This is a genomic window from Marinovum sp. E3 (assembly GCF_055755275.1).
In genome coordinates this window covers 1,457,489-1,482,101 of sequence record NZ_CM146908.1, presented here as the reverse complement: position 1 = coordinate 1,482,101, position 24,613 = coordinate 1,457,489, and the positions used below count along the sequence as shown (strand labels likewise).

The window sequence follows — 24,613 nt, the reverse complement described above, 5'->3', positions numbered from 1 at the left end:
GCGCCGGCCCCATATCTGAGCCATGTTGAAATTCACCCCGATCCTGCTCGCCCTTCTCTATGGCCTGGCGATGTATCACTTCTCGGCCTGGCGCACCCGCAAGGAGCTTGACGCGCGGTCGACCGAACTGGCCGATCCGGCGCTGAAGCGGCTGACCGACCGGATGGCCGCGGCGCTCGATCTGGCGCGCATTCGGGTGCATATCTACGAGATCGATCCGGTCAACGGGCTGGCGGCGCCGGACGGGCGGATCTTCATCACCCGCGGCTTCTATCGCAAGTATCGCAACGGCGAGGTCACCGCCGAGGAGATGGCCAGCGTGATCGCCCATGAGCTGGGCCATGTGGCGCTGGGCCATTCGCGGCGGCGGATGATCGATTTTTCCGGCCAGAACGCGCTGCGCACCGCGCTCGGCATGGTGCTGAGCCGCTTCCTGCCGGGGATCGGTGTCTGGATTGCCGGGGCGCTGACCTCGTTGCTGGCGGCGCGGCTGTCCCGGTCGGATGAATACGAGGCCGATGCCTACGCGGCGGCGCTGCTGACCAAGGCCGGGATCGGCGTGGCGCCGCAGATCAGCCTGTTCCACAAGCTGGACGCGCTGACCGCGAAACGCGCCGGTGCCGCACCGGCCTGGCTGATGAGCCACCCGAAGACCGCCGAGCGGGTGGCGGAGCTGGAGAAGCTGGAAGGCCGCTGGCAGTCCTAGGGCGGGTGTGCACCCCAACGTGGCGCGACGGCCGGCCTGCCCGGGTGGGTTCGATGCTCCCTAGGCGAGAGCCTTGGCCAACCGGGGGAGACGCGCCTTTTTCAACAGCGGCCGCATCTGCCAGTCATGTTCTGAAAGGCTGCGAGCCTTGGCGAGCACGTTTGTCGCCACCGGCTCCACCAGCTCCGGCCGGGCCTGCCAGATGCCATACAGGAAACCGTCGGGATCGAGCCGCGACAGCCCCTCTTCGGCCAGGATCTGACGGGGGAAATCCTTGGCGTTCATGGTGCAGATCATGTCGGCCGAGCCGGCGATCGCCGCCGCCAGCACATGTATGTCGGCCGGATCGGGCAGCCACAGCCGCGCCTCCAGCGATGGTGGCCAGCTCACCTCCGCCTCCGGCCAGTCGATCGCCAGGAGCGCGATCTCGCCGCGTGCCTGGGCCTCGCCGCCCGGTCCGATCTTGCGCGCCGCCCGCGCCCATTCCTCGAGGATACGGGCCGACCAGAGCGGTGTGAAGGCGCCCTGCGCCGCCACGCCGAGCAGCATCTCGCGCATCACCGTCGGATAGATCACGCAGGCGTCGAGCAGGACTTTCACGATACAGGCTCCGTAACGGGGAGAGTGGGGCCGTGCCCCTCGGCCTGCGGCCTCACCCCAAGGGTATTGGCAAACTGAGGACGGGATCAGAGGCGGTAGAACAACGCCTTGAGGTAACCCGATTCCGCCAGCTGCGGCATCAGCGGATGGTCCGGCCCGGCAAATCCGGTGTGGATCAGCGTGCCCTGCCGCCCGGCGCGGCCGATGCCGCGGGTGCAGGCGGTGCGGAAGGCGCCGAGATCGGCGGCATGCGAGCAGGAACAGAGGCCCAGATAACCGCCATCACGGACCAGCGGCGCCGCCAGCCGCGCGATGCGCTCATAGGCTCGCAGCCCGGCCTCCAGCGCCTGTTTCGAGGGCGCGAAGGCCGGCGGGTCGCAGACCACCACGTCGAATTGCGCGCCCGCCTCGGCCAGCACGGTCAGCGTGTCGAAGGCATCGCCCTGACGAACCGAGAGCCTGTCGCCGAAGCCCGAGGCCTCGGCCCCCGCCTCGGCCAGCGCCAGCGCCGGGGCGGAGCCATCGACGCAGAGCGCCGTCCTTGCGCCGGCCGCCAGCATGGCCAGGCCGAAGCCGCCGACATGGGAAAAGACGTCGAGCACTTCGGCCCCCGGCGTCACCAGCCGGCGGGCAAAGGCATGCGAGGCCCGCTGGTCGAAGAACAGGCCGGTCTTCTGGCCGCCGGTCAGATCGGCCATGTAGGTGGCGCCGTTCATCGTGACCGGCAGCGGCGCGTCGGGCGCCTGCCCCGCCAGCACGCCGGATTGGTCGTCGAGCCCTTCGAGCGCCCTTGTGCGGCCGCCGGCGTTCTTGAGCACATGCTGGACCCCCGTCACCTGTTGCAGGGCCGCGGTCAGCGCCTTGAGCCGGACCTCGAGCCAGGCCGCGTTGGGCTGCACCACCGCAGTGTCGCCGAACCGGTCGATCACCAGCCCCGGCAGCCCGTCGGCCTCGGCATGCACCAGTCGATAGAAGGGCGCATCATAAAGCTGCGCCCGCAGCGCCAGCGCCTTGCTCAGCCGCGCCGCGAACCAGGCCTGATCCACGGTCTCGCCCGGATCGCGCGACAGCACCCGGCCGATGATCTTCGAGGTCGGATTGGCCGCCACCAGCGCCAGTGGCGTGCGGTCGGCATCCTCGAGCACGGCCAGCGCGCCCGGCGCGATCGAACGGGTGCGGCGGTCGGTGACCACCTCGTTGGCAAAGACCCAGGGCGCGCCATGGCGAATGGCGCGGGCGTTGGCTTGGGGTTTCAGGCGGATCACGGGTAAATCTGTCATAGCGCGCTGATAGGGCCAAAACCGCGCCGAGGAAAGACCCGTCGCCATTCCGCGCCACTGTGTTATCCTGCGCGCGGGACGAGGGTTGCAATCCCCAGGCCGGCCAGCTAGAAGACCCAGGAAGTTAGCGCTAACAGCCGCGACAGACCTGCCGCCGCGATAGGAGCCAGCATGACCCTGAACGCCATCATTGCCGATGTCACCGACAAGATCCGCAAACGCTCCGAGGCGCGCCGCGCCGGCTATCTCGACAAGATGCGCCGCGCCGCCGAGGAGGGCCCGCGCCGCGGCCATCTGAGCTGTGGCAACCAGGCCCATGCCTATGCCGCGCTGGAGGAGGACAAGGACGCCCTCGCGGCCTCGCAAAAGCCCAACCTGGGAATCATCACCGCCTATAACGACATGCTCTCGGCGCACCAGCCCTTCGAGACCTATCCGCAGCTGATCAAGGCGGCCGCCCGGCGCGCCGGCGGCACGGCGCAGGTCTCGGGCGGCGTGCCGGCGATGTGCGACGGGGTGACCCAGGGTCAGGTGGGCATGGAATTGTCACTGTTCTCGCGGGACGTGATCGCGCTGGCCACCGGGGTTTCGCTGTCGCACAACACCTATGACGCCGCCGTTTACCTCGGGGTCTGCGACAAGATCGTGCCCGGTCTGATCATCGCCGCCGCCACTTTCGGCTATATTCCCGGGCTGTTCATCCCGGCCGGGCCGATGACCTCGGGGCTGCCGAATGACGAAAAATCCAAGGTGCGGCAGAAATTCGCCACCGGCGAGGTCGGCCGGGACGAGTTGATGAAGGCCGAGATGGCCTCGTATCACGGGCCGGGCACCTGCACATTCTACGGCACCGCCAATACCAACCAGATGCTGATGGAGTTCATGGGGCTGCACCTGCCCGGCACCAGCTTTGTCAACCCCGGCACCGCGCTGCGCGAGGCGCTGACCGAGGCGGCAACCGAACGCGCGCTGGCGATCACCGCGCTGGGCAACCAATATACCCCGGTCTGCGACGTGCTGGACGAAAAAGCCTTTGTCAACGGCATCGTCGGGCTGATGGCGACCGGCGGCTCGACCAACCTGGTGCTGCACCTGCCGGCGATGGCGCGGGCGGCGGGCGTCGAACTCGAGCTCGAGGATTTCGACGCGATCTCGAGCGTCGTGCCGCTGATGGCCAAGGTCTATCCCAACGGGCTGGCCGATGTGAACCATTTCCACGCCGCCGGCGGGCTCGGCTTCATGATCGGCGAGCTGCTCGACGCGGGACTGCTGCATGACGATACCACCACGGTGATGGGCAGCGGGCTCGCAGCCTATGCCCAGGAACCCAAGATCAAGGACGGCACGCTGGTCTGGGAAGACGGTGCCAAGGTGACCCAGAACGACAAGATCCTGCGCCCGGTGGGCGAGGCCTTTCAGCCGACCGGCGGGCTCAAGCAGATGTACGGCAACCTCGGCCATGGCATGATGAAGGTCTCGGCCGTGGCTCCCGAACGTCACATCATCGAGGCGCCGGCCCGCGTGTTCCACGATCAGGCCTCGGTGAAACAGGCCTTCAAGAACGGCGAATTCACCTCCGACACCGTGATTGTCGTCCGCTTTCAGGGGCCGAAATCCAACGGCATGCCGGAACTGCACGGGCTGACCCCGACACTTGCGGTGCTGCAAGACCGCGGGCTCAAGGTGGCGCTGGTCACCGATGGCCGGATGTCGGGCGCCTCCGGCAAGGTGCCCTCGGCGATCCACATCTCGCCCGAGGCCGCCGCCGGCGGCCCGCTGGCCAAGCTGCGCGACGGCGATATCGTCCGGGTCGATGCCACCAATGGCAGGATCGAGGCGCTGGTCGAGAATTTCGACAGCCGCGAGGCGGTGGTGGCCGATATCACCGGCAATGGCCATGGCGTCGGACGCGAGCTCTTCGAGGCCTTCCGCCAGAACGTCGGTCTTGCCTCCAATGGCGCGGCGGTGGTTGTCTAATCGTCGCTCCCGTGCTTCTTCTCTTGTCAAATACGCAGCCCCGCCGCCGGCCGCAGCTCCGGCCCCAAGCAGAAAGGTCCCAGTGACATGACCCCGCAAGACGCCTCCAAGGAAACCGAAGCCCTCTGCCGCCGCGCACCTGTGGTGCCGGTGCTCGTGGTCGAGGACGTGGCCCATGCCCGGCCGCTGGCCGAGGCGCTGGTCGCGGGCGGACTGCCGGCGCTCGAGGTCACCCTGCGGACGCCGGCCGCGCTCGACGTGATCCGCGAGATGGCCAAGGTCGAGGGCGGCGTGGTCGGCGCCGGCACCCTGCTGACGCCGGAAGACGTGCAGAACGCCAAGACGGCCGGCGCGCGCTTTGGCGTGACACCGGGCTGCACCGACCGGCTGCTCGACGCCGTCGAAGCGGCCGATTTGCCCACCCTGCCCGGCGCGGCCACCACCACCGAGGCGCTGCGCCTGCTGGAACGCGGCTATACCGTGCAGAAGTTCTTTCCCGCCGAGGCCAACGGCGGCGCCAAGGCGCTGGGTTCGATCGGCGCGCCGCTGCCGCAGATCAAGTTCTGCCCGACCGGCGGCATCTCGCTGAAGAACGCGCCGGATTACCTGGGCCTGTCGAACGTGCTCTGCTGCGGCGGCAGCTGGGTCGCGCCGAAAAACCTGGTGCAGGCCGGCGACTGGAAAGCCATCGAGGAACTGGCCCGCGAAGCGGCCGCCCTGGCCCGCGGCTGAGCCGCCCGCCGGGCCTTACCGGTCGCGCGACCGCCAGCCGCCCCGGCGGCGCGGTTTTGCGGCCGGGGCGCGGCCTTCGCGCAGAACGCCTGTCATCGGGTGGTCCGGGTGGGCTTGGCCGTGACGCTCCAGCAGCGCATCGATGGTGGTGGTGACATCGCCCTCCACCGCCAAGGCCCAGTCGAGAAAGATCGACCGGCATTCGCCTTCGGTGATCCCCTCCATCCGATAGCTTTCGTGGATCAGCCCGCGCGGATCCAATGCATCGCCCTTGCTCATGACACCTCCTCCAACCCGGGCAGCGCGGCGCTGATCGCCTGATCCGCCTGATCCCGGAAATCCGCCAACATCCCGCCGAGATCGCTCAGCGTCTCGGCACCGCATTCGCGCAGCACGAAGCCCGCGCCGCCGCCGGCAAGCGTTTCGGGGTCCAAAGCCCGCTCGCTCAACAGCCGCGAGGCCATCTGCAAGGCCCCCTGCAAGGCATAAGCCTCGGTCAGATACCCCGCCGACGCCGCCGAAATCACCCCGGCCCGGGCCGCCGCCGCCAGCCCCTCGGAGGTGCTGCGTACGGCGCAGCCGTCGATCAGCGCGCCGGCCTGAGCCAGAAGTTCGATGTCCTGCATCCGGCCGGGGCCGATCTTGGCGTCGAGCGGGCCATCGGGCGATTTCGCGGCGGCGATCCGCGCCCGCATCTTCGCCACCTCGCGCAGCACCTCGGCGCGCGGGCGTTGCCCCAGCAGATCGCGGCGCAGCGCCTCGACATCGGCCCCCAGCGCCGCGGTGCCGGCCACCGCCCGCGCCCGGGTCAGCGCCAGATGCTCCCAGACCCAGGCCTCGTTGCGCTGGTAGTTCTCGAAACTCTGCCAGGAGGTGGCCACCGGGCCCTGCGTCCCCGAGGGCCGCAGCCGCATGTCGACCTCGTAGAGCCGTCCCTCGGCCATCGGCGCGGTCATCGCGGTCACCAGCGCCTGGGTCAGCCGGGCGTAGTAGGTGCGCGCCGCCAGCGGGCGGCGGCCCTGCGACTGTTCCACCCCCTCGGCGTCATAGATCACGATCAGGTCGAGATCCGACGCCGAGGTCAGCCGCCCGGCGCCGAGGCTGCCCATGCCCAGCACCACCGCGCCGCGGCCCGGCGGGTCTCCGTGCTTGAGGCTGAACTGCGCCACCACCTCGGGCCAGAGCGCGGCGAGGTTGGCACTGGCCAGGTCGGCATATTGCGCCCCGGCCCGACGGGCATCGATCAGCCCGCGCAGGTGATGCACGCCGATACGGAAATGCCATTCCTTGGCCCAGCGTCGCGCCGCGTCGAGCTTGCGTTCGTAATCGCCCTCGCGCGCCAGCACTTCGGCCAGCTCCTCGGTCAGCGCCTCGGTGCCGGGCCAGTCGGCAAAGAAATCGCCGCCGATCACCGCGTCGAAGACCGAGGAATTGCGTGACAGGTATTTCGCCAGCGCCGGCGAGGTGCCGGCGATGTCGACCAGCAGGTCGATGAGCTGCGGATTGGCCTCGAAGAGCGAAAACAGCTGCACCCCGGCAGGCAGCCCCGACAGGAACCCGTCAAAGGCATTGAGCGCATCGTCGGGCCGCGCGGTCTCGGCCAGGCGGCGCAGGATCTCGGGGCGGATGCGGGTGAAGATCTCGACCGCGCGCGGGCTGCGCAGCGCCGCATAGCTGCGCCAGCGGCTGGTGACACCGCTGTCGAACTCGGTCTCGGGGGCGCCGGGCTCGGTTTCGGGATCGGGTGCGAAGAAACCCTCGGTGCTTTCGTGAACCTCTGTCAGCCGGGCCATCAGATCGGCCTCGAGCGCGACGCGGTCGGTGCCCATCATCGCGGCGATGCGGTCGAAGCCCTCCTGGCTGGTGGGCAGGGTCTGGGTCTGGGCATCGGCCACCATCTGGAGCCGGTGCTCGACCTCGCGGTGACAGCGGTAATGGTCGGTCAGCAGCTGCGCCAGATCGTCGGGGATCCACGCCTTGTCCGCCAGCACCGCCAGCCCCTCGACGGTGCCGCGCACCCGCAGATCGGGATCGCGGCCGCCGGCGATGATCTGCTGGGTCTGGGTGAAGAACTCGATCTCGCGGATGCCGCCACGGCCGAGCTTCATGTTGTGCCCTGGCAGGGTGATCGGCCCGCCCAGCCCCTTGTGCTCGCGAATCCGCAGCCGCATGTCATGGGCGTCCTGAATGGCGGCGAAATCCAGGTGCCGGCGCCAGACGAAGGGCCGCAGCGTATGCAGGAACCGCTCGCCCGCCGCGATATCGCCGGCACAGGCGCGGGCCTTGATATAGGCGGCGCGTTCCCAGGTGCGGCCGAGGCTTTCGTAATAGCGTTCGGCGGCCTCCATCGTCATGCAGACCGGAGTGACCGAGGCATCCGGCCGCAGCCGCAGGTCGGTGCGGAAGACATAGCCCTCGCCGGTCTGGTCGTTGAGCATCGCCGCCATCTTGCGGGTGGCCCGGATCAGCGCGGCGCGGGCCTCGTGATAATCGTCGCGTTCGAACTGGCTCTCGTCGAACAGGCAGATCAGGTCGATGTCGGAGGAATAGTTCAGCTCATGCGCGCCCATCTTGCCCATCGCCAGCGCCACCATGCCGGCGCCGGTTTCGGCATCCTCCTCGGTCTTGCCGGGGATCTTGCCGCGGCGCAGCTCGTGGCCGACGCAGGCGCGGATCGCCAGGTGGGTGGCGAGATCGGCAAAGCGGGTCAGCGTGCCGGTGACCTCTTCCAGCGACCAGACACCGCCGAGATCGGCAAGCCCTGCCAAGAGCGCCACCCGGCGCTTGCCCCGCCGCAGCGCCGAGGCGAGCTGATCCGGGGCGGTGGCGCGAAGCGTGTCGAAGAGCGCCTCGATTGCCGCTTCGGCATCGTAGAGGGCCGGCGCCAGCCAGGCCTGCTCCTTTTCGCAGAGTCCTTTGAGATAGGGGCTGCATCCGCCGGTGCCGGCCAGAAGATCACCGACCCCCTGCTCGACCCCGGGAAAGAGCGCGCGGGTCTCGGCGCCGCGGTCGGGCTCGAAGGGATGGGGCAAGCGGGTGATGCGGCTGGCGAAATTCATGCCGCCACGTTGTGCATGGGGGCGGGACCCCGTCAAGTGGCGCTTGGGACCGGCGGGATCACAGGGGGCGCTGCCCCCGGCCTGCGGCCTCCCCCGAGGTATTTCCGGCAAGAGGAAGACCGGAGCCCGCTTGACCCCGGCCGGCGTTTTGCGTTTGTGACGGTGAGACAGGAGGCTGACATGAGCAAATCGCTGAAACGGGTGGCGCGCGCCCTGGCAGAGGCCGGGATCGAGACCGAGATCGTCGAGGTGGGCCAGTCGCGCACCGCGGAGGAGGCGGCCGATGCCGTCGGCTGCCATATCGACCAGATCGCCAAGTCGATCATCTTTCGCGGCGAGGCGAGCGGCGCCGCGATCCTGTTTCTCACCGCCGGCGGCAACCGGGTGGATGGCGCCAAGGCCAGCGCCCTGGCCGGCGAGCCGCTGGGCAAGGCGGATGCGGCGCTGATCCGGGCGCAGACCGGCTTTGCCATCGGCGGGGTGGCGCCGATCGGCCATCTCGCTCCGATCCGCGCCTTTCTCGATCCGCGCTTGCAGGCCTTTGCCGAGGTCTGGGCCGCAGGCGGCACGCCGCGGCATGTCTTTGCCATGCCTTCGGCGGAATTGCAGCCGCTGACCGGGGCTCAAGTATCTGATTTCGTTGTAGAGTCAAAATAAATGTAAAAAACATTCACATGGAGGCTTGCGCCCCGGGGACCGGCTTCCCATCTGTTGTGATGTGAAGAGCATTCACATTGAACCCAACAACGGAGAGCCCCGATGACAACCGTCGCCACCGAAGTCCACCCGATCCGGTCCACCCAGGGCTGGTTCTCGCGCAGCGAGGCCTGGCTCGACAGCAAGGGCAGAGGTGCCTGGATTGCTGCGATGGTCCTGGGCTTCATCTTTTTCTGGCCCGTCGGCCTCGCCCTTCTTGCCTATATGATCTGGAGCAAACGCATGTTTGGAAAATGCAGCATGTCTTCCCGCCGTCACAGCCGCCACGCGGCGCGCTGGAACGCGATGAAACCCTCGGGCAACAGCGCCTTTGACGCCTACAAGGAAGAGACCCTGCGCCGGCTCCAGGAGGAACAGGAGAGCTTCGAGGCCTTCCTCGAACGGCTGCGCGCCGCCAAGGACAAGGCCGAATTCGACCAGTTCATGGACGAGCGCGCCCGCGACGCCCGCAAGGCCCGCGCCGAAGACAGCGCCGATGACGACGACCGTCGCGACGCCTGAGCCAGAGCATGACCGGGTGGTCCCCCGAAGGGGGCCACCCTTGCCAACGGAGGACATGATGCATACCGCCGCCCTGCCCGATCCGCAGTATCAGCCCGAGTTCTACGCCGATATCGCCCCCAAGCGGCTGATGGCCTGGATGATCGATGTCGGCCTGATCCTGGGCCTGACGCTGATCGCGCTGCCGTTCACCGCCTTTATCGGCCTGTTTTTCCTGCCCTTTCTTTATGCGGCTCTGGGCTTTGCCTATCGCGTGATGACCCTTGCCGGCGGCTCGGCGACGCTGGGCATGCGGGTGATGTCGGTCGAATTGCGCAATGCGCGGGGCGAAAGGCTCGACCTGGGCGGCGCCTTTCTGCACACGCTGGGCTATTATCTGAGCTGCCTGATGGCGCTGGTGCAGCTGGGGTCCGTGGTGCTGATGCTGACCTCGGAGCGCGGCCAGGGCCTGACCGACATGGTGCTTGGCACGGTGATGGTGAACCGCCGGATCTGAGCCCGCCGCCGGTGCCGCCCGAGGCCCGCCACGCAAAGGACCGCCGCCGCCCCAGTCTTGCGCTTGGCGGCGGCGATATTCGTTGTTATCTTCTGGGAAGCTCAGGGATGTCCACATGCGCCATACGCTTCCACTCGCGCCACAATTCTACGTGACGGCTCCGCAGCCCTGCCCCTATCTCGACGGGCGGCTGGAACGGAAGCTGTTCACCGCCTTGCAGGGCGAAAGCGCGGAAAAGCTCAATGACAGCCTGTCGAAACAGGGCTTTCGGCGGTCGCAGAACGTGCTCTACCGGCCGTCCTGCACCGATTGCGCCGCCTGCATGTCGGCGCGGATCTCGGTGGCGGATTTCGCCCCTTCCAGAAGCCAGAAGCGCACCCTGCGCCGCAATGCCCACCTCGACCGCCGGGCGACCTCGCCCTGGGCCACCGACGAGCAATACGACCTGTTCCGCAGCTATCTCGAGAGCCGTCATGCCGAAGGCGGCATGGCCGACATGGATGTGTTTGAATTCGCCGCGATGATCGAAGAGACGCCGATTCGCAGCCGGGTCGTCGAATACACCGACCGCGAGGCCGACGACGACCTGACGGCGGTCTGCCTGACCGATGTGCTCGATGACGGGCTGAGCATGGTCTATTCCTTCTACAAGCCCGAACTGCCGCGCCAGAGCCTCGGCACCTACATGATCCTCGATCACATCGAAATCGCGCGCGAGGCCGGCCTGCCTTATGTCTACCTCGGGTATTGGGTGCCGGGCAGCCCCAAGATGGGCTACAAGGCAAAATTCGCCGGTCTCGAGGTCTATCGCGGCGGGCGTTGGACCCGGATGCGGAACCCGCAGGATTATGACGCCGATCACCATCCGCTGTCGACCGATCCGATTGCCGAACAGGTCGCCAATATCTCACTGCCCGACCTGAGCCCCAGAGGCCGCTAGTCCTCGGACAGCGCCCAGTCGCCCGCTTCGATCACAAAACACCAGCGTCCGGCCGCGTCAAAGCCGGTTTCGGCGCCCTCGGCCACCATGCGGCGGATTTCCACCGCGTGATCATGGATCTCGATCAGGGCGAATTCGTTCGGCTCGCCGCGCAGGCGGGTCGAGAGCCCGGTGCCGCAGTGCACCTGCAAGGTGGCCGACCGGTTCTTGCGCGAGACGAAGGGCTCGACCAGCCAGCGGTGCAGATGGCCGGTGAGGATCACATGCGGCCCCGCTTCGGCCCAGGCCTCGAGCGCCCGTGGCGCACCGCGCATCAGCTTCTTGGCGATCTCGGCACCCTGGTGAAACGGATGGTGGGCGGCGATGAGCACCACCCGGTCGGCCGCATGCTCGCGGATGAAGCCGGCGACACGCTCGATCTGGGCCGGATCGACCCGCCCGCCCTGCCGGCTCCAGCGGTGGGTGGTGTCGAGACCGAGGATGGCGCAGCTGTCGGTCACCAGCATCGGCTCTGTGTCGTCGGCGATCCAGCGGCGATAGGCGCGGCGCGGCCAGGCCACCCGGGCCAGCAGGTTGAACAGCGGAATGTCGTGGTTGCCGGGCACCGCGAGCCAGGGCGCTGGCAGCCGATCGACGAAGCTGCGCGCCATGTCGTATTGGCTGGCCCGGGCGCGCTGCACGAAATCGCCGGCGATGACGATGTGATCGGGCGCGGCCCGTTCCAGCGCGGCAAGCAGCGGCGGCACCAGCTCGGGGCTGGCCCGGCCGAAATGCAGATCCGAGAGCAGGGCCAGTCGCATCACCGCACCCCGTCGGTCGGGCGCGGCACACGGACCGTCAGGGCGTCTTTCCTCAGGTGAAAGCGATAGGGGCCCGGCATGCGCTCCTTTTCGCCGTCATGGGCGATCAGGCGTTTGCTGCGCTTGGTTTCGATGGTGATGTCCTCGCCGGTCAGCAGTACGTAATCGGTGCCCGAGCGGGCGCCGCGAAAGAAGATGCGCACCGCCCGCCACAACAGATGCAGCCGGCCGACGTCGCGCGCCACCAACAACGCCAGCTTGCCGTCAGAGACCGCATCGGCGCCGTCGAGATCGAACTGCTCAAGCTGATAGGCGCTGATCGCGACAAAGGCCATTGGCGATTTCACCCGGTGGGTCTTGCCGTCGACGGTGATCGTCATTTTGAGCGACTTGTAGATCGTCGTCATCGCCACGATCACCGACCAATAGGCCGCCAACCGGCTGCGGCCCCAGTTCTTGTAGATGCTTTCGCGCACGCTGAGCACCGAGGCATAGGCGCCGAGGCTGGCGTTGTTGAGAAAGACCCGGCCGTTCACCTCGCCGACAGAGACCGCGCGGGTGTCGCCCTCGAGCGCCGCGGTCAGCGCCTGTTCCGGGTCTTCCGGCAGGCCCAGGCTGCGCGCGAAATAGTTGAAGGTGCCCATCGGCAGGATTCCCAGCGCGACGTCGGTGCCGGCCAGGGCGGCGGCCAGGGCGCCGATGGTGCCATCGCCGCCGGCGGCGATGATCGGATCGCAGCCTTCGGCCAAGGCGGTGTCGACGGTGTCGCCCAGCTTCGACGGGGACGGCACCTCACGAATTTCGACCCCGGGGAATTTCGCCGCGGCGGCGCGGATTGCGTCACCCCTGTGGTCGCCGCGCCCCGACGCGGGATTGAGAATGATACATGCGCGCATTTGCGGTCACTGTCCGTGGTTTCCAGCCTCGCCGAAACAATGCGCGAGACCGGCCTCGGTTCCATCGCCGGGCCACGGTGCGGCGCACCTCCCTTTCGGAACACCGCGCGGCCGGAGGGCAAATCGCCCCCCTTGGGACGGGTTTCCAACCCATCACCCTGCCCCACCCGCAACAAAAAAGGCCGGGCGCTGAGCCCGGCCTTTCCGATTTCCTTGAAACGACCCTAGTTCGGGATCAGATCCGGCACGATGGTCACGATCGCCGGGAAGAACCACAGGATCGCGATCCCCACCACCTGGATCAGCACGAAGGGCAACACGCCCTGATAGATGTGCCCCGTGGTCACCTCCTTGGGCGCCACGCCGCGCAGGTAGAAGAGCGCAAAGCCGAAGGGCGGTGTCAGGAAGGAGGTCTGAAGGTTGACCGCGATCATGATCGTCACCCATTTCGGATCGAAGGTGCCGCCATAGATCACCGGCCCGACGATCGGGATCACGATGTAAATGATCTCGAGGAAGTCGAGCACGAAGCCCAGCACGAAGAGCACCAGCATCACGATCAGGAAGACCTTGAACTCGTTGTCGAAGCTCTGAAGGAAGGTCTGGATGTAATGCTCGCCGCCGAAGCTGATCACCACGAGGTTCAAGAGCTGCGAGCCGATCAGGATGGTAAAGACCATCGAGGTCACCTTGGCCGTCTCGCGCACCACCGGGGTCAGCACCCCGCCGGCAAAGAGCACCCAGAGCGCATAGAACAGCCCGAAGATGGCAAACAGATAGGCCGCCTGCGCCACGACATAGGCGATCCAGCTTTCCAGCGCCACGTCGGCCAGCCCGACCCGCAGATCGAAGTTGATGCCGACGAGGATCATGATCACCACCGCGAAGGTGGTCCAGATGATCAGCTTGCCCGACCGGTTCTCGTCCGCCAGCTTGCGATAGGCCGCCAGCATGATCGCCCCGCCCGCACCAAGCGCGGCCGCCGGCGTCGGGTTGGTGATGCCGCCGAGGATCGAGCCGAGCACGGCGACGATCAGCACCAGCGGCGGGAAGACCACGCGCAAAAGCTCGTTCTGCGACAGGATGCCGGTTGCGTAGCGCACGCCCCAGAGCGTCAGCGCCAGGGGCACCAACAGGATCAGGAAGGTCACGCCCGCGCTGGCCAGCGGCGAGATGAAGAGCGCGTCGAACAGCAGTGCCAACGCCACCCCTGCCGCGCCGACAATCAGCGGCAGCGGCTCAGCGGTGGGCGACACCCCCCGCGCCACGCTGAGCGCCAGCGCCAGCAGCAGGAAACCCACCGCCACGCCGGTGCCGATCACCGGGCTGTTGGCGATCTTGGCGTCGCGCAGGGCGTCGCGTTCCTCTTCGCTCAGCGCGCGCGCCTGTTCGACACCGCCCGCCTCGTTGATCGCCTGCTGTTCGGCGACCGCCCGGTCCCAGGCAGCCTGGCCGTGCAGATCGATCATCGACGCGCGGCACTGCTCGCCTACGTTGGTGCGCAGGCTGGCGGTTTCACCCGCGTCGGAATAGGTGTCGACGGTCACATCCTGCGAACCGATCACGCCAACCTGCCCCAGCGCCAGCATGCCGACGATCAGCAGCGCCGGCACACCGAGGAACCAGGTCATCGCCTCGCCCCGGGTCACCGGCTCGGAGCCGCCGTCGCCCAGTTCAACCGCCGGGGCCTTGGAGGGGTTCACCAGCGCGTAGCCGAAGGCATAAAGCCCGTAGAGCCCGGCCAGAAGGATGCCCGGCAGCAGCGCCGCCTGGAACAGCGTACCGACCGAGACCACCGCCGGTTCGCCCAGGAAGGTCAGGGCATCGGTACAGCCGGCCAGCGTCGCGCGCTCTTCCTGCGCGGCGGAATAGAGATCGCCCGCCAGCGTGCCCAGAAGGACGATGACGATCGACGGCGGAATGATCTGCCCCAGCGTGCCCGAGGCGGCAATCACGCCGGTGGCGAGCTGTGGCGAATAGCCGGCGCGCAGCATGGTGGGCAGGGACAGCAGACCCATGGTCACCACGGTGGCACCGACGATCCCGGTCGAGGCGGCCAGGAAGGCCCCCACCACAACCACCGAGACGGCGAGGCCGCCGGGCAGCGGGCCGAAGACCCGCGCCATGGTGGTCAACAGGTCATTGGCGATCCGCGACCGCTCCAGCGTGATGCCCATCAGCACGAACATCGCCACCGCCAGCAGCGTCTCGATCGATTGGCCGGCCAGAACGCGTTCGTTCATCCGGTTGACCACGAAAGAGATGTTGCGGTCGAGCGCCACTTCCCAGCCGCGCGGGAATACCGGTTCGCTGTATCTGGGCAGATCCGGGTATCGGAAGGTCGATATCGACTCCGGCCGCACCCCCTGCGCCACCAGATCGGCATACATCGCCGATCCGGTGTCGATCGCCTGGTGCAGCAGCAGCCCGGCGCTGTCGAGCGCGGCAATGATGCCGAATGAGATGATGCCGGCGCCGCCGATGGCAAAGGCCACCGGAAAGCCGGAAAGAATGCCCCCGAAGAGGCAGAGGAAGACGATGATCAGGCCGATCTCGACGCCATCAAGTCCGAATAGCATGTACCCTGCCCCTTAGTGATGTTCTTCGATCGCGTGAACGAGTTCGGCTTCGTCGCTGCCAAGCACGTCCCGGTCGAGGTATTTGTGTTCGCTCTCAGGTCCTTCGCGCCATTCCAGGTAGGATCGGTAGAAGAACGCCCAGCCGTGGATGAAGACCAGCCCGGCATAGGCCACGAGCAGGACTTTAAAGAGGAAATAGGCGTCGAAGCCGTTCGGCGAAAAGCCGATGGTCTCAACGTTCCAGCGCAGCGCGCGCGCCTTGGCGATCAGCCGGTCGAGCGTGTCCGAGGCCGAGGGTTTGGGCACCACCAGATGCCGCCACAGGAAGTACCAGCCGTACATCCAGGTCAGCACCGCCGCCGGGATCATGAAGATCATACAGCCCACCATGTCGACCAGTCGTTTGGCGCGGAACGAGATCGCGGAATAGATCAGGTCGACGCGCACATGCCCGCCCTGGACAAAGGTGTAGGTGACACAGAGCGCCACGATCATCGCGTTATAGAGCTTGAGCTCCTCGGCCCACCAGCTGATGTCGCGGGTCAGCACAGAACCGAAGCCCAGCGAAATTTCCGGCGTCGCGAAAATCCGCTGGTTGAAGACGATCAGGATCTGCTGGATCACCATCAGGATCCCGGCCCAGGCAAAGAACCGTCCGATGCCATTGGCAAATCCTTCGAGCCCGATCACCACGCCCCAGAGGAACTTCCGGCTCCAGAGGCCGACCAGGAAGATCACGAGGAACAGGGTGAAGACGACAAAGAAAAATTCTGTCGACCCGCCGTAGTAGATGAAGCGCATCAGCGCCTGCTTGTCCTCGGGTGTTTCCATCCCGCCGGTCCAGCTCATCCACTGGTCCCAGTTTATCAGCGCGTTGGCGAAATTGAAAAACGCCAGCACAAGGTTTTGCAGCGCCCAAACAAGACCGTCCAGCATCGTGCCCCCTTTCGATATCCCCGTGTCCGGCCGGGCCTCTGGCCCGTGCCGTCGGTACAGCAAAGCCCCCGGCACGGATGCCGGGGACCTTTTTCAGTGAAGTGTCGGAACGATCAGCCCAGGACGCGGTCGCGCTGCTGGCGATAGGCGTCGTCGGAAACCGAGGTCCATTTCGACGATTTCTTCAGCGAGGCGTTGAAGCTTTCGCGGATGCGGGCATAGAGCTCGTCGCCCATATGCTCGTCGAGCGCCTCTTGCGAGCCCTTGCCGAAAGCTTCCCAGACGTCGTCGGGGAAGGTCATCAGCTTGGTGCCGCCCGATTGCAGACGCTCGAGCGCCGCCGCGTTGTTGGCATAGCTCTGGGCGAGCGACCAGTGGTGGGTGGCCTGCGCCGCGATCTCGACGATCTTCTGATCGGCGGCGTCCAGCTCGTTGAAGACGTCGCGGTTGAAGGCACAGGACAGCGCCGAGCCCGGCTCGTGGAAACCGGCGGTGTAGTAGAATTCGCAGACCTCTTGCAGGCCGAGGCGTTCGTCGGCGAAGGGACCGATCCACTCGGCACCGTCGATCGAGCCCGAAGACAGGGCCTGATAGATCTCGCCGCCCGGCACGTTCTGTACCGAGGCGCCGGTGAGGCCCAGCGCGCGGCCGCCGAGGCCCGGCATGCGGAACTTGAGGCCCTGAAGGTCTTCGGCCGAGTTGATTTCCTTGTTGAACCAACCGCCCGGCTGAAGCCCGGTGTTGCCCGCGAGGAAGGACTTCAGGCCGAAGATCTCGCCCAGCTCGTCATGCAGCTCGGCGCCGCCGTCGTGCAGATACCAGTTCATCAGCTCCTGGCCGGTGCCGCCGAACGGCACGGCCGTGAAGAAATAGTAGCCCGGGTGCTGGCCGCCGAAGTAGTAGTCGGCCGAGTGATACAGATCGGCCTGACCGGCGGTCACCGCGTCGAACACCTCGAAGGCGCCCACGAGGGTGCCGGCCGGGTTCTTCTGGATGGTGATGTTTTCCGACATCGCGTTGACCGCGTCGGTGAAATACTGCGCGGCGTCGTCAAACACGGCAAAGCCCTCGGGCACCGAGGTGACCAGACGCAGGGTGCGCTTGCCCTGGGCATAAGCCGGGGCGGCCAGCGTAGTGGCCGCGGCCGCGGTGCCGCCAAGTGCGGAATTCTTCAGAAATGAACGACGATCCATTCATACCTCCCATGGTTTTTTGATTGCCACGCTCCTGCCAGCGGCCTGCGCCGGTCGCAGCATGGCGGATCGTTGGTAACGAGGCGGAGGTTAGGCTCAGGATGCATTGATTTCGGCCGCACCGCGTGATTCACGGCTCTTAAAACGGAGCTGTGACATGAGCGATCTTTTCTGGCTGACCGACGCGCAGATGGCGCGTCTGAAGCCCTTCTTTCCGAAATCGCACGGAAAGCCGCGCGTTGACGACAAGCGTGTGTTGAGCGGCATAATCTTTATCAATCGTAATGGCTTGCGCTGGCGTGACGCTCCTGCCGCCTACGGCCCGCACAAGACGCTCTACAGCCGATGGAAGCGTTGGAGCGAGAAAGGCATCTTCGCGCGGATGATGGCGGGTCTGGCCGCCCTGCACGGCGAGAAGAATACAGTGATGATCGATGCGACCTACCTGAAGGCACATCGCACGGCGTCCAGCCTGGGCGTGAAAAAAGGGGGCGTGGTCGCCTGATCGGTCGCACCAAGGGCGGCATGAACACCAAACTGCACGCCATCTGCGACAGTCAGGGGCGCCCGCTCGACCTGTTCGTCACCGCCGGTCAGGTCAGCGATTACATCGGCGCGCGGGCATTGCTCAGCGGCCTTCCAAAAGTCAATTGGCTGCTCGGGGATCGCGGCTACGATGCCGACTGGTTCCGGGAAGCGTTGAAAGACAAAGGGATACGCGCCTGCATCCCAGGTCGAAAGCAACGCAAGACCCCGGTCAAATACGACAAGCGCCGATACAAGCGGCGCAACCGCATCGAGATCATGTTCGGAAGGCTCAAGGACTGGAGGCGCGTCGCGACCCGCTATGACCGCTGTCCAAAGGTATTCCTCTCTGCCATAGCCCTCGCAGCTATTGTCATCTATTGGTTATGAATCCTGACCCTAGCGGCTGTGTCGCCATGTGTAAATACCCACAATTTCCGGATTGGACATTTTTTCGACTTGCATCCGAAGGGGTTTGAAGGCAGCGCGCCCCACCCCCGGAAAGCTGCCGTTGCGGCAGGCAAGTGCCTGTATTTCAGACATATTTATCTTGTTAAATGACCGGTAACGCTCACAGGTTCGGCCGGCGGAAATTCCCGAGCGGCGGCGCGACCGGCGCACCGTTTTCCAGACCAGGCCGCCACTCCGGGAAACTTTGCATTCCTGTCGCCAGATCGGCTCGCCGGGCAATATTTGCAAAGAAAACCCGTCAAACAGCGGTTGACCCTCCTGCCGCCCTCACCTAGTGTCGCGCCCACGCACAAGGAAGGACGCATTCAATGACACGTCTAGTCGTCGTAGTAGGCAAGTGGCGCATGGGCCGGTAACGGACACCCTGAACGGTACCCCATGCGCCCCCGAAATTTCGGGGGCTTTTTTGTGCGCAGAAGAAAAAAATGATGACGTCATGAACGGAGCAACAAGATGACACGTCAGATGACCGGAGCAAAGATGGTGGTTCAGGCCCTGAAGGATCAGGGTGTGGACACGGTATTCGGCTATCCGGGCGGTGCTGTGCTACCGATCTATGACGAGCTGTTCCAGCAGAACGAGATCCGCCACATCCTGGTGCGCCACGAACAGGCGGCGGTGCATGCCGCCGAGGGCTATGCCCGCTCGACCGGAAAGCCGGGCGTGGCGCTGGTGACCTCCGGCCCCGGCGCCACCAACGCGGTGACCGGGCTGACCGATGCGCTGATGGATTCGATCCCGATCGTCGTGCTGTCGGGCCAGGTGCCGACATTCATGATCGGCTCGGACGCCTTTCAGGAGGCCGATACCGTCGGCATCACCCGCCCCTGCACCAAGATGAACTGGCTGGTGAAGGACACCAAGGACCTCGCGTCGCTGATCCACGAAGGGTTCCACGTCGCCTGCCAGGGCCGCCCCGGCCCGGTGCTGATCGACATTCCCAAGGACGTGCAGTTTGCCTCGGCTCAGTACACCCCGCCGGCCAAGGCCGATCTTGGCCATTACCAGCCGCGGGTGAAGGGCGACATGGAGACGATCACCGAGCTGGTCGAGGCGATCGAGAACGCCGAACGCCCGGTGTTCTACACCGGCGGCGGCGTGATCAACTCGGGCGCGGCGGCCAGCCAGCTTCTGCGCGAACTGGTCGAGGCCACCGGCATTCCGATCACCTCGACGCTGATGGGCCTTGGCGCCTATCCCGCCTCGGGCAAGCACTGGCTGGGCATGCTGGGGATGCACGGGCTTTATGAGGCCAACCTGGCGATGCACGGATGCGACCTGATGATCAACATCGGCGCCCGCTTCGACGACCGGATCACCGGCCGGCTCGATGCCTTCAGCCCGCACAGCCGCAAGGCGCATATCGACATCGATCCCAGCTCGATCAACAAGGTGATCCGCGTCGACATGCCGATCATCGGCGATGTCGGCCATGTGCTCGAGGATGTGCTCAAGGTCTGGAAGGCGCGCGGCCGCAAGGTCAACCGCGAGGGGCTGCAAAAGTGGTGGGCTCAGATCGACGACTGGAAGCGCGTCAACTGCCTGAGCTACAAGAACGACGGCCCCGGCATCAAACCGCAATACGCGCTCGAACGGCTCGAGGCGCTGACCAAGGGGCACGACCGCTATATCTGCACCGAGGTCGGCCAGCACCAGATGTGGGCGGCGCAATACCTGGGCTTCGAGGATCCCAACCGCTGGATGACCTCCGGCGGGCTCGGCACCATGGGCTATGGCTTCCCGGCCTCGGTCGGCGTGCAGGTGGCGCATCCGAAATCGCTGGTGATCAATGTCGCCGGCGAGGCCTCGTGGCTGATGAACATGCAGGAGATGGGCACCGCGGTGCAGTTCAACCTGCCGGTCAAGCAGTTCATCCTCAACAACGAGCGTCTCGGCATGGTCCGCCAGTGGCAGGAGCTGCTGCACGGCGAACGCTATTCGCATTCCTGGAGCGAGGCGCTGCCCGATTTCGTCAAGCTGGCCGAAGCCTTCGGCGCCAAGGGCATCCTGGCCAAGGACCCCGGCGAGCTCGACGATGCGATCATGGAAATGATCGAGTATGACGGGCCGGTGATCTTCGACTGTCTGGTCGAGAAGCACGAGAACTGCTTCCCGATGATCCCGTCGGGCGAGCCGCACAACAAGATGCTGCTGGGCGCGGCCTCGACCAAGGATGCCATCGGCGCCAAGGGCGCGGTGATGGTGTGACGATGCGCTGTCCGGGGGCTCTGTCTGTCGACATTGACCCTCGGACCAATGGCGGGTCAAAGTCGACCCCACGCGGTATTTTCAAACAGAAGAAGAGATCATGTCTGCGCTAAAGATCAAAAAAGGCTCGTCCAAACACTCCGCCTATAACCTGCGGCCGAATTTCTCGGACGTGCAGGAAAGCCATACCCTGGCGGTCATCGTCGACAACGAACCCGGGGTTCTGGCGCGGGTGATCGGGCTGTTCTCGGGCCGGGGCTACAATATCGAGAGCCTCACCGTGGCCGAGGTCGACCATACCGGCCACCTCAGCCGCATCACCGTGGTCACCACCGGCACGCCGCAGGTGATCGAACAGATCAAGGCGCAGCTCGGCCGCATCGTGCCGGTGCACGAAGTGCATGACCTGACCGTCGAAGGCCCCTCCGTCGAACGCGAGCTGGCGTTGATCAAGGTCGCCGGCAAGGGCGACGACCGGGTCGAGGCGCTGCGGCTGGCGGATGTGTTCCGCGCGCATGTGGTTGATTCGACTCTTGAAAGCTTTGTCTTTCAGATCACCGGCGCGCCCGACAAGATCGACGCCTTTGCCGATCTGATGCGGCCGCTGGGCCTTGTCGAAGTGGCGCGCACCGGCGTCGCGGCGATCAGCCGGGGATCGCACTGATCCCCGCCCGGCGCCTGGCCTTGCGCCGCTCGCAATAAAAAACGCCGCCGCGGCCCAAAGCCGTCGGCGGCGTTTTCAGGTCTGCCGCGCCCCCACAGAGCGGCGAGACCTCTCTCAGGCCGTGACGTGAGTGGTAGCTATCGAATTGGCCCAGTCACGCGCCCGGCGGAAGGGCACGACATTGCTGTTTGTATCCGCCCCGGAGGGCGCGACACCGCCGGAATTGGCGCAGCGGCCCAGCTTGGCCACCAGCTCCGGCGCGTGGTCCTGCACCAGCAGCGTCGGGTTGGTCACCCGGCGGAACTGGCGGTCTTCTCTCAGTTCGAATTCGATCAGATCGCCGGCATCCAGCGCCACGCCCGACATCGCCGTGTCTTTCGGCTCGACGTAAAAGGCCAGATCGCCCTGATCTTCACACCAGACTACCGCTTTCTGGTCGTCTGAGTTGGCCCAGAGCACCAATCCGCACATGCGTCCAAGTGACATTGCCTTCACCTTTATTGCGTCTCGTTGGGGACAAATGTGGCACAATTTTCGTTCTTGCGAAGGTACGTAGAGGGTCACCTGCTCTTGTAATTTGTGCCAGCTTGGTACAGGTTTGAAGCTAATTCGCGTCGGCTGACGCGGCATAGCATCATTTGGAGTTCAGATCGTCCGGTTTCGTGAGTTGTCCCGGCGATTTGTAACTGAATAGACCTGACCATACGCTGCGAGACGCAAAACTTGTCGAATACTGCTACAACCCTGTCCCGATCTTCTGCCTCCCCGGCCGAATTGCGTGCCATGTTCGGCGCAAATCTCAAACATCTCTGCCGCGACGCGCCTTCGATTTCGGCCCTGTGCCGCGATCTTGGCATCAATCGCACGCAGTTCAACCGATACCTGAGCGGCGAGAGTTTCCCTCGCCCCGACGTGTTGCATCGTATCTGCACCTTCTTTGACGTTGATGCGCGCATACTGCTCGAGCCGGTGGAACAAATAGCGACAACTTCGGGCTTTGTGATGCAGCACCCGGAACTGGCCGGGTTTCTCGGGCCGGAAGTCACCCAGATCGGCCAGGAACTTCTGCCGGACGGCTTCTATCGGTTCATCCGCCGGTCCTTCATGGATCAGCAGAAATTCGTCGAGGCGCTGGTCTATGTCTATCGGCTGGGCGATTTCTGTTTCGTGCGCGGCCATGAGGCCCGAGAGGCGATGTCGCGCGTCGGCCTGCCGGAAAGCCCGCGAGGGCGCGAATTCGGCGGCTTCTTCTTTCGTCAGGATCGCGGTGTGGCGGCGATCGTGGCGCGGCGCGGGGCGACCAGCGGCTCCTTCACCTTCCTGCACCGGGTGCCCTCGCTCGAGAACCGGACTTGGACCGGCTTTACCGCGCGCATCACCCATGAGAGCGAGAACAGCCACCGCATGGCGCGCATCGTCTGGGAACATCTCGGGCGCGGCATGTCGGGGGCGCTCAAGGTCGGGCGCAGCGCCGGTTTCCGCACCTTCAGCCAGCTCAGCGAAAGCGATCAGGCGCTGCTGCGCCCCGACAAGCCCTTTGCCTGAGACCTAGCTGTCGGCCCCCTCGGGCAGCAGCACCCGCGTCACCGGCACAAAGGCGACGCGGCTGGCCCGGTCCTGCAAGCCCCAGATCAGCAATGCCGAGATCGTCTCGGGGCGCAGCCGGCCCAGCATGATCACCGACCCCTCCTGCCCCGCCTTGAAGGCGGCCTGATCGAGAAAGCGGCGGATCACCGTGGCGGTCTGACCCTTGCTGTCGAAGTCGCGGAACAGCGTCGCCGCCGGCACCCCGGCGCGCGCCGCGATCGCCTGGCCGGTGTTGAGCCCCTGCGGATAGAGCACCAGACCATGGCCGCTGTCGGCCAGGATGCGCGCCACCTGATCCGAGACCTCGCGACTTTCCTGCAATCCGCCGGCATCACCTTCGAGCACCGCCACCGCCTCGGGCACGGCCGACAGCGCCGATCCGAGCGAGATCTCGGCATCCTGCGGCCGCGCTCCGGCGGGCAGATTGGCCAGCGCCATCACCTCGAACCCGGCATCGCGATAGCGGCGCATCGCCTCGGCCGCGCCCTGCCACGCGGTGTCGACGGCAAAAGTGATCGGATAGGGAAAGGCCTCGAGCGCCTCGAGACCCATCGGCGTGCTGCCGTCGTCGATCAGCACGATCGACATCAGCGGCTTGTCGCTGTCGACCTCCGCCGGCACCGCGAAGGCCTCGACCGGGCGGCGCGGCGCGGCCGCTGCCCCGGTCTCGGGCGGAGTGTCGAGTGTCGGCAGGCGGCCGACGATCACCCCGGTCGCGCGGTCGGTCAGCGTGGTGGCCGGGGTGCCGATGTCGGGGCGGCCATCCTCGCCCGCGTCGCGCTCGATCAGCGACGAGACCTGCGGCCGGGCCGGCCGGCTGTCTCGCACCGCCTCTTCGGCGGCTGGCGCTACGGGGGCCAAATCCTCGGTCACCGCGGGTTCGGGCGCCAGGGCGATGACCGCCGGCGGCTCTTCGGGCACCACCACGGGGCTGGGCCGCGCCTGTTCGCCGCCGGGCGCCTGCGGCGCGGCGGCGGTCTGCGGCGCCTCCGGTTCGGCTGCCGGTGGCGCTGGCAGATCGGTGCTGTCCGGGGCGGCGGCGGTCATCGGCGTGTCATCGGCGGCCTCGGGCGCGGCGGCCGGGGCACCGGGGGCGATGCTGCCGTCGGCCTCGGCCTCGGCCCGGGCGCGGGCCGGATCGGCCTCGCTGGCGCCGACCGGCGCTTCGGCCTCGGGGGCCACCGGCCCCGCCCCTGCCTCGGGCTCGGCCGAGCCCAGCCGGGGCGCGGCTTCGGTCACCGCCGGCGCCGCCGGCTGTGCCGGGTTGTTGGAAATCGACAGCTCATCCGCCTCGGGACGCGCCGGCGGGGTGCCCGGCGTGCCGGGCTGCACCGGCGAGACGCCGCGGGCGACCACCTCGCCGGCGCCCTCGCCGTCGGGTCCGGGGCCGAGATCGGCCACATCGCCGGTTTCCGACCGGCCGGTCGAGGCGGTGTCGGCCAGCCCGCGCGCCTCTTCGGCTCCGGAGTCGGGCTCTGGAATGCCCGGCGAGGCGGCCTGCGGCGAGCTGCCATCGCCGGTGCCCGCCCGCGGCAGGGCATCTGGCGCGGCGGCGGGCGGCGGCGTGCCGGCGGCGGGCACCACGGCCACATCCGGACTTGGCGACAGCACCGGCCCCATCAGGACCGAAACGGTCCCCGCGCCGATGCCCGCCACCACAAGGCCCGCGAGCGCCCCTGCCACGAAATTCTGTGCCATGACTGCCTACTCCTCGATCCCGGACCGCGCCTCTTTTTCACCGGGTGC

The 24,613-nt window shown here is 66.5% G+C and carries 22 protein-coding genes; 11 read left to right on the top strand and 11 right to left on the bottom strand.

Features of this window, described 5'->3' with window-relative positions; all coding sequences use genetic code 11:
- Window positions 1–22: 22 nt before the first annotated feature.
- Window positions 23–706, top strand: a complete 684-nt coding sequence (locus AC0J5K_RS07280; RefSeq protein ID WP_048532008.1) for a M48 family metalloprotease — start codon at window positions 23–25, stop codon at window positions 704–706.
- 60 nt (window positions 707–766) lie between these two features.
- Here AC0J5K_RS07280 and AC0J5K_RS07275 read toward each other — a convergent pair whose 3' ends face one another.
- Together AC0J5K_RS07275 and AC0J5K_RS07270 are read right to left on the bottom strand one after the other, a co-directional pair.
- Complete coding sequence (locus tag AC0J5K_RS07275; RefSeq protein WP_274564956.1) at window positions 767–1,306, bottom strand: RSP_2648 family PIN domain-containing protein; 540 nt, start codon at window positions 1,304–1,306, stop codon at window positions 767–769.
- A gap of 86 nt (window positions 1,307–1,392) precedes the next feature.
- The gene (locus AC0J5K_RS07270) at window positions 1,393–2,586 is read right to left on the bottom strand and encodes an RSP_2647 family RNA methyltransferase (RefSeq protein ID WP_274564958.1); all 1,194 of its coding nucleotides are present in this window, start codon (window positions 2,584–2,586) and stop codon (window positions 1,393–1,395) included.
- Between the two features lie 171 nt (window positions 2,587–2,757).
- Between AC0J5K_RS07270 and edd the strand changes: the two genes are divergently transcribed.
- Both edd and eda read left to right on the top strand, forming a co-directional pair.
- Window positions 2,758–4,563, top strand: a complete 1,806-nt coding sequence (gene edd, locus AC0J5K_RS07265; protein WP_074836715.1) for a phosphogluconate dehydratase — start codon at window positions 2,758–2,760, stop codon at window positions 4,561–4,563.
- Between the two features lie 87 nt (window positions 4,564–4,650).
- Window positions 4,651–5,295: a bifunctional 4-hydroxy-2-oxoglutarate aldolase/2-dehydro-3-deoxy-phosphogluconate aldolase gene (eda, locus tag AC0J5K_RS07260; protein ID WP_048532011.1), complete on the top strand. Its 645-nt coding sequence runs from the start codon at window positions 4,651–4,653 to the stop codon at window positions 5,293–5,295.
- Window positions 5,296–5,310: 15 nt separating this feature from the next.
- Here the strand turns inward: eda and AC0J5K_RS07255 are convergent, their stop codons facing one another.
- Both AC0J5K_RS07255 and AC0J5K_RS07250 read right to left on the bottom strand, forming a co-directional pair.
- The gene (locus tag AC0J5K_RS07255; RefSeq protein WP_048532012.1) at window positions 5,311–5,574 is read right to left on the bottom strand and encodes a hypothetical protein; all 264 of its coding nucleotides are present in this window, start codon (window positions 5,572–5,574) and stop codon (window positions 5,311–5,313) included.
- A complete protein-coding gene (locus AC0J5K_RS07250) occupies window positions 5,571–8,354 on the bottom strand; it encodes a [protein-PII] uridylyltransferase family protein (protein ID WP_274564964.1) in 2,784 nt (927 codons plus the stop codon). The genes AC0J5K_RS07255 and AC0J5K_RS07250 overlap by 4 nt, the downstream gene beginning before the upstream one ends.
- Window positions 8,355–8,534: 180 nt before the next feature.
- On the opposite strand from AC0J5K_RS07250, the gene AC0J5K_RS07245 reads away from it, so the two are divergent.
- From AC0J5K_RS07245 to AC0J5K_RS07230, 4 genes are all read left to right on the top strand, one after another.
- Window positions 8,535–9,011 carry a YbaK/EbsC family protein gene (locus AC0J5K_RS07245; RefSeq protein WP_274564966.1) on the top strand — a complete coding sequence of 159 codons (477 nt, stop codon included), beginning with the start codon at window positions 8,535–8,537 and terminating at the stop codon, window positions 9,009–9,011.
- A 102-nt stretch (window positions 9,012–9,113) separates the two neighbouring features.
- Complete coding sequence (locus AC0J5K_RS07240) at window positions 9,114–9,572, top strand: DUF2852 domain-containing protein (RefSeq protein WP_048532015.1); 459 nt, start codon at window positions 9,114–9,116, stop codon at window positions 9,570–9,572.
- Between the two features lie 58 nt (window positions 9,573–9,630).
- Window positions 9,631–10,068 (top strand): RDD family protein, encoded by a 438-nt coding sequence (locus AC0J5K_RS07235; RefSeq protein ID WP_338020377.1) that lies wholly within the window; start codon window positions 9,631–9,633, stop codon window positions 10,066–10,068.
- Window positions 10,069–10,183: 115 nt separating this feature from the next.
- Window positions 10,184–11,008 (top strand): arginyltransferase, encoded by an 825-nt coding sequence (locus AC0J5K_RS07230; protein ID WP_074836704.1) that lies wholly within the window; start codon window positions 10,184–10,186, stop codon window positions 11,006–11,008.
- Here the strand turns inward: AC0J5K_RS07230 and AC0J5K_RS07225 are convergent.
- The 5 genes from AC0J5K_RS07225 to AC0J5K_RS07205 all read right to left on the bottom strand — a co-directional run bounded on the left by AC0J5K_RS07225 (window position 11,005) and on the right by AC0J5K_RS07205 (window position 17,412).
- Entirely contained in the window at window positions 11,005–11,808 is an 804-nt protein-coding gene (locus tag AC0J5K_RS07225) for a metallophosphoesterase family protein (protein WP_274564971.1), read from the bottom strand. The two genes, AC0J5K_RS07230 and AC0J5K_RS07225, sit on opposite strands and share 4 nt — an antisense overlap.
- Window positions 11,808–12,704, bottom strand: a complete 897-nt coding sequence (locus tag AC0J5K_RS07220) for a diacylglycerol/lipid kinase family protein (RefSeq protein ID WP_074836700.1) — start codon at window positions 12,702–12,704, stop codon at window positions 11,808–11,810. The genes AC0J5K_RS07225 and AC0J5K_RS07220 overlap by 1 nt, the downstream gene beginning before the upstream one ends.
- Window positions 12,705–12,928: 224 nt before the next feature.
- Window positions 12,929–15,283 carry a TRAP transporter large permease gene (locus tag AC0J5K_RS07215; RefSeq protein ID WP_274564975.1) on the bottom strand — a complete coding sequence of 785 codons (2,355 nt, stop codon included), beginning with the start codon at window positions 15,281–15,283 and terminating at the stop codon, window positions 12,929–12,931.
- Between the two features lie 12 nt (window positions 15,284–15,295).
- Entirely contained in the window at window positions 15,296–16,219 is a 924-nt protein-coding gene (locus tag AC0J5K_RS07210; RefSeq protein ID WP_048532020.1) for a TRAP transporter small permease subunit, read from the bottom strand.
- 113 nt (window positions 16,220–16,332) lie between these two features.
- Window positions 16,333–17,412, bottom strand: coding sequence for a TRAP transporter substrate-binding protein (locus tag AC0J5K_RS07205; RefSeq protein ID WP_048532021.1), 1,080 nt, complete (start codon window positions 17,410–17,412; stop codon window positions 16,333–16,335).
- Between the two features lie 157 nt (window positions 17,413–17,569).
- On the opposite strand from AC0J5K_RS07205, the gene AC0J5K_RS07200 reads away from it, so the two are divergent.
- The 3 genes from AC0J5K_RS07200 (at window position 17,570) to ilvN (ending at window position 21,280) form a co-directional block, all read left to right on the top strand.
- A protein-coding gene (locus AC0J5K_RS07200; protein WP_420398465.1) for an IS5 family transposase occupies window positions 17,570–18,327 on the top strand; the annotation gives its coding sequence in 2 pieces (ribosomal slippage) (window positions 17,570–17,906 and window positions 17,906–18,327; 759 coding nt in all).
- A gap of 534 nt (window positions 18,328–18,861) precedes the next feature.
- Window positions 18,862–20,616, top strand: coding sequence for an acetolactate synthase 3 large subunit (locus tag AC0J5K_RS07195; RefSeq protein WP_048532022.1), 1,755 nt, complete (start codon window positions 18,862–18,864; stop codon window positions 20,614–20,616).
- Window positions 20,617–20,716: 100 nt separating this feature from the next.
- Window positions 20,717–21,280 carry an acetolactate synthase small subunit gene (gene ilvN / locus AC0J5K_RS07190; RefSeq protein ID WP_048532023.1) on the top strand — a complete coding sequence of 188 codons (564 nt, stop codon included), beginning with the start codon at window positions 20,717–20,719 and terminating at the stop codon, window positions 21,278–21,280.
- Window positions 21,281–21,394: 114 nt separating this feature from the next.
- On the opposite strand, the gene AC0J5K_RS07185 is transcribed toward ilvN, so the two are convergent.
- Window positions 21,395–21,766, bottom strand: coding sequence for a hypothetical protein (locus tag AC0J5K_RS07185; protein WP_148562861.1), 372 nt, complete (start codon window positions 21,764–21,766; stop codon window positions 21,395–21,397).
- A 297-nt stretch (window positions 21,767–22,063) separates the two neighbouring features.
- Between AC0J5K_RS07185 and AC0J5K_RS07180 the strand changes: the two genes are divergently transcribed.
- The gene (locus AC0J5K_RS07180) at window positions 22,064–22,825 is read left to right on the top strand and encodes a helix-turn-helix domain-containing protein (RefSeq protein WP_048532024.1); all 762 of its coding nucleotides are present in this window, start codon (window positions 22,064–22,066) and stop codon (window positions 22,823–22,825) included.
- Window positions 22,826–22,828: 3 nt separating this feature from the next.
- Here AC0J5K_RS07180 and AC0J5K_RS07175 read toward each other — a convergent pair whose 3' ends face one another.
- Complete coding sequence (locus AC0J5K_RS07175) at window positions 22,829–24,565, bottom strand: divergent polysaccharide deacetylase family protein (protein WP_274564985.1); 1,737 nt, start codon at window positions 24,563–24,565, stop codon at window positions 22,829–22,831.
- Window positions 24,566–24,613: the final 48 nt, after the last annotated feature.